The organism is Methylophaga sp. SB9B, from assembly GCF_004832235.1.
Taxonomy (GTDB): domain Bacteria; phylum Pseudomonadota; class Gammaproteobacteria; order Nitrosococcales; family Methylophagaceae; genus Methylophaga; species Methylophaga muralis.
This window is the reverse complement of record NZ_SSXS01000021.1, coordinates 1-5205: the sequence shown is the minus strand read 5'-3', so window position 1 is coordinate 5205 and position 5205 is coordinate 1. Positions and strand designations below refer to the sequence as shown.

Here is a 5205-nt window from a genome sequence, read left to right as displayed (position 1 = left end):
AACAGCATATTGATGAGCCGGTCACTTAATATTAACTTCAAAAGGTTTTTATGAAATTCCAACTTTTCTCTGACTTGCATCTTGAAATGGGAGACTACTTCATCCCGCCTGAATCAGATGCAGATCTTATTATTCTGGCAGGAGACATTAACACCGGACTGAAAGGGCTTCAGTTTGCCGTAAAGCTCATTAAACGTTTTGATAAAGATGTCATTTATGTTCCGGGTAATCATGAGTTTTACCGACATGACATCAGATTACTAAGAGAAGAAATGCGGTTATTCGCAAAACCCTATCCAAGGCTGCACCTGTTGGATAATGACGAGATTACACTGAATGGTGCTCGGTTTATCGGTTCTACGTTATGGACGGACTATGCACTTGATGGGCGTTTCGATAAACAGAAAACGATGGACTTTATTTCGTTTTATTTAAACGACCATAGATTTATCAAATACGGTGATAACCGTTTTACTGCACAAGATGCGTTGTTACTTCATCAGAAAGCCAAGTTATACCTGCATGAAAAGCTCAAAGAACCATTTGAGGGTAAGACGGTTGTTGTGACGCATCATGCGCCGAGCTTGATCTGCCACCATCCTGACTTTGAGATGGACCAGATGGCTGCGGCGTTTATTTCAGATTGTGATGATTTACTTCAATATGCCGATGTATGGTGTTTTGGCCATACGCATGCAAATGTTGATATGCATATTAATGGATGTAGAGTGATGAGCAATCAAAAAGGGTACTCTTGTGAGAGGATGCCACATTCTTTCAATCCAAGGTTAGTGATTAAAATATAGAACATTCTTAATCCTATTTTAAATATAGACTACTAATAACTTACTAATTGAGACAAATGCCAAGCCGGAGAAATAAGTTTTTGAATGTCCTAAGTAACACTAATAATTAAAAGAATGCCTGGATAATATATTAAAGCTACATAAGCAAAACTTTTCATTTACACATACTATAAATTTGGCAAATTTTTCGTTCAATATGCCTGAAATTACTAAAAATGGTATTGTCATCGAATAGTAGTGGACTACTCAGTTATCGAAAGCTTTTAAAATTCAAATGCTCTCTTGTGAGATACTTGTTGTGAGTAAATAAATGTTTGATTTGAGGGTATATCTCGCACAAGCAATTATTAAATATAATTCGTATCATGCTGAACTATTAAAGAGTTATATAAAGCTTTATGAGAGCTGGTTATCCATATAGACGAAAAGGAATAGGAATAAGTTATGGCTTTTGATTTCGGAAAAATAAAGGCTAAGAAAACTGATGCTGGACCTTTAGACCCAATTGAACTTTTCCAAAAAAATAAATCCAAAATAACTGATGTTGGAATTAATGACCTCTGGCTTGGCCAAGGTGATGCTCTTCGGGATTGGCATGAACATCGTGATAAAAATGATGTTGCTATTGTATTAAACACTGGTGCTGGAAAGACGCTTATAGGCTTACTTGTTGCTCAATCATTAGTTAATGAAACTAAAGGAAGGGTAGTTTACGCTTGTGCATCCATACAGCTAATTGAACAAACTAAAGAAAAAGCTGAGAGCTATGGTTTAAAAGTTTCAACTTATTACAAAGGTCAATATAGCAATGATCTGTACCATAGAGGAGAGGCTCCGTGTCTTACTACCTACCAAGCACTTTTCAATGGCAAATCTAAATTCAAACGTGAAGATATTTCTGCAATTATTTTTGATGATGCCCATGCTGCGGAGGGAATGATTAAAGATAACTTTTCGATCAATATCAAACAAAATGAAAATATTAACCTTTTTCATTCTTTAATTGAGCTATTCCGGCCCTATTATCATGCTGTTGGTCGAATCGGAAGTTTTGATGAAATAATTTCCGGGGAATTTAACAAAGTAGAGCTTCTTCCACCTTTTGAGGTAATTAAGAATCAAGCTGAGATTCATCGGCTACTATTTAATAGTGATGTCCCAGCTAATTCGAACACTACATTCGCATGGGAACATCTTAAAGATCATTTGAATTTATGTGCGTATTTAGTATCTAGTAGAAGCATACAAATCATTCCACCCATTATCCCTATTTCTAATCTAACTTATTTTCAAGAGAGTATTCGGAGGGTATATCTAAGTGCCACCATGCTTACATCGGATTCATTCATTAGAACATTTGGTCAAGAGCTGGATTATGTAGTTGAACCAGCTACATCTGCAGGTCAATGTGAAAGATTGATCCTCTTCCCTGAACAAGTTTACGGTGTTGATGATGATAGATACACCACCAAAGAATTTATTTCAGATCGCAAAACACTAATTCTAGTTCCTAGTTATCATTTGGCTGAGAGTTGGAATGATGTAGGTCACGTATCCAATAACACTTCGATGATAGAAGATTTGGTTTCCTTTAAAGGATCAACTGCACCCAATACTTTAGTGTTGACAGCCAGGTACGACGGAATTGATTTACCTGGAGACACTTGCCGACATCTAGTTATGGATGGTCTACCAACCGGAACAGGTTTATTAGACAGGTATATGTGGGAATCGTTAAGGTTATCAAATATTCTACGCTCAACTATAGCTTGCAGAATTATTCAAAGCCTTGGGAGAATTTCAAGAGGAATGAGCGATCATGGGGTAGTTATAGTTATAGGCAGAGAATATGTGAAATGGTTATTAACGCCTAGAAACCAAGCTTATTTACCCCCTTTTGTTCAGAAGCAAATTAAACTTGGTTTGGAAGTATCAGAGAATTGTAATTCAGCGGATGATATTTCTCCAGCAGCTAATGCTTGCCTCAATCGAGACATTAACTGGATAAATGCTTATGAACAATTTATGGATGATTGTGATACTGAAGCCATTATTGAAACAGATGAAATACTAAAGAAATTAGCGTTAGCTGAAACGAGTTTTATAAAAAAATATTGGGACAGAGACTATTCCGGGGCTATTAAGATATTAGATAAAATATTAGTAGAGGCATTTTCATATAGCTCTGGAATAGGTTCATGGTATGCATTGTGGATAGGAAGTTGTTTTGATTTACTTGGTGATCGTGATAGGGCTAATCACTATTACAAAAGGGCACATGGAGTAACAAAAGAACTTCCCAGGGTTATTGGTGAGGGACCCGCCTTAACTTCGGCTCAAGTTTCAAAACAAGTTGAAAATATTGTTAATGAATTCTCCATTACTAAAAGTGCATCAGTCTCAGTACCAAAATATTTATATTCAAATCTAGAAAAATTGGACAATACAGGAACTGTAAATCAAACCGAAGAGGCTATTAGATGGCTTGGTCAATATTTAGGTTTGAATTCAACTCGACCAGATAATGAGCATGGTACAGGTCCTGACAATCTTTGGATAAATGATGGTATTGCTCTAGTTATTGAAGCCAAAACCAATAAAGTGGGGCAGTACACCAAAGATGATATTGGCCAATTAACCGATCATTTACAGTGGGTAGAAAATAATTACCCAGGTAATAAAAAATTACCTTTCTTCGTTGGACCATTGATCTGCTCTACAAAAGATGCCAATCCATCATCTGATTTTTCTGTCTCCGAATTGACAGAATTTAAAGCTCTTGCTGATAAGTTGATAGCTGCTTATGAGGACATAGCACGAAGGTCTATGCCGATCGCATTAAATCAAGAAGTCGCTGCAATCTTAAATGAGCGTGGCCTTGTTTGGCCCAAATTATTAGATGATTTAAGCAAGTATCAGTTAACTGAATTGGGACATTGAGTTTCACATCAAAATTCTGAAGTTGATTAGATTTAATTAATTTTTCATGGTGATAAGAGCGTGGTAAATGAAGCCTATTAGAGTCTTAGATTTAGATTTGATAAATTCAGTAACAAGAATAGCTCCAGAAAAAATTTATGAACTAGAAACACTTATTTTTAATTATGACCCTAGCATCATATTCACCAACGATAAAGAGTTCAGTTTTAGGGTAGATACTGAGAAGAAAGAAGTTAAGTTACCAACTGTGGCATTAGAATACCTGTGGTGTGCATGTTATGCGTTTTATGTGTTTTATCAAGAATACTTTGCATTAAACCAAGAAGATAGAAATCCCTTAGATATATATTCTAGTGACAGGTCACAAAAAGCTATATCTTTATATAACTGGGGAATAGGGCAATTAAGTCAAAATCCCAGTATTGAGTGGCCATCTGATTTACCTATGCCCACAAAATATTTAACCCACACGGACGAAGATGTTCAAGTTGCGAATGAACTATATTTGTGTTCAGTATCATGGATTATTCATCATGAACTAGCACATATTTATTGCGGGCATAAGAATATGCCTGTTAATGATGAAGAGTCACGTGCTGAAGAAAGTGAGGCAGATTTTTTCGCCACAAATTTGATTCTTGAAGGGGTGGCTGATGAAAGTATTTTATTAAAACGGGGGCTTGGAGTTGTAATTGCAGCCCTCGTTATAACAACTCAAGATATATTAGCAGGAGAATTTAAGGAAACCACACATCCCAAGTCCTTTAAAAGGCTTTATAAAGTTCTCGATAGTCATTTTCAAGATCCCGACCATCTCGTTTATGCGTTTAGTGTCGTGATTTGCCACTTAAACATGGCAGCAGGAGGCATGTATATTAAGGGGAATGGTAGCGAAACTTGGAAAGAAAATCTTGAAACATGTTTGGTGCAATTCAGTCGCCTAACTAAATTATAAAATCAAATGCATTAATTGATTTGATCTTCTTAAACACATCAGTGTTTAAAGTGACCTTAAAAGAATTTACACAAAACCATCAATTGTATGAAGGGCGTTTAGCTTTGAGAATGATATTTTCTCAGTGAACATACATTGAGTAAGCTCACCATGAGATAATGCCGTGATTTGACAAAATTTAAGAATGAATCAAGGCAGGTAGATGTTAAAGAATAAGCAGCTCACATACATATCACTATTTAGCTCGGCGGGAGTTGGTTGTTACGGATTCAAAATGGAAAATTTTCAATGTGTTGCGACTAATGAACTTCTTCCCAGAAGAATGAGTATACAAAAAGTGAATAACATTTGTGAGTTCGATTCTGGATATATAGTTGGTGACCTTTCCCCCAAATTTAGTGCCATGACATTGATGAGATTTCCAATAAAATATGGGAGTTGGAGATCTCAAAATGAAAAAACGTTACAGCGAAGAACAAATCATCAAAGCCATCAAACGGCATG

At 36.1% G+C, this 5205-nt stretch carries 3 protein-coding genes; all 3 read left to right on the top strand.

The window, feature by feature from the left end:
- Positions 1-50: 50 nt before the first annotated feature.
- The 3 genes from E8Q33_RS14940 to E8Q33_RS14930 all read left to right on the top strand — a co-directional run bounded on the left by E8Q33_RS14940 (position 51) and on the right by E8Q33_RS14930 (position 4701).
- Positions 51-806, top strand: coding sequence for a metallophosphoesterase (locus E8Q33_RS14940; RefSeq protein WP_247870143.1), 756 nt, complete (start codon positions 51-53; stop codon positions 804-806).
- Between the two features lie 444 nt (positions 807-1250).
- Complete coding sequence (locus tag E8Q33_RS14935) at positions 1251-3746, top strand: DEAD/DEAH box helicase family protein (protein WP_136555687.1); 2496 nt, start codon at positions 1251-1253, stop codon at positions 3744-3746.
- 67 nt (positions 3747-3813) lie between these two features.
- Positions 3814-4701: a phage exclusion protein Lit family protein gene (locus tag E8Q33_RS14930; protein ID WP_136555685.1), complete on the top strand. Its 888-nt coding sequence runs from the start codon at positions 3814-3816 to the stop codon at positions 4699-4701.
- Positions 4702-5205: the final 504 nt, after the last annotated feature.

Bases quoted from the DNA above. Each gene is read 5' to 3' on its own strand.
- E8Q33_RS14940 (WP_247870143.1), top strand. From the start codon at position 51: ATGAAATTCCAACTTTTCTCTGACTTGCATCTTGAAATGGGAGACTAC.
- E8Q33_RS14935 (WP_136555687.1), top strand. From the start codon at position 1,251: ATGGCTTTTGATTTCGGAAAAATAAAGGCTAAGAAAACTGATGCTGGA.
- E8Q33_RS14930 (WP_136555685.1), top strand. From the start codon at position 3,814: ATGAAGCCTATTAGAGTCTTAGATTTAGATTTGATAAATTCAGTAACA.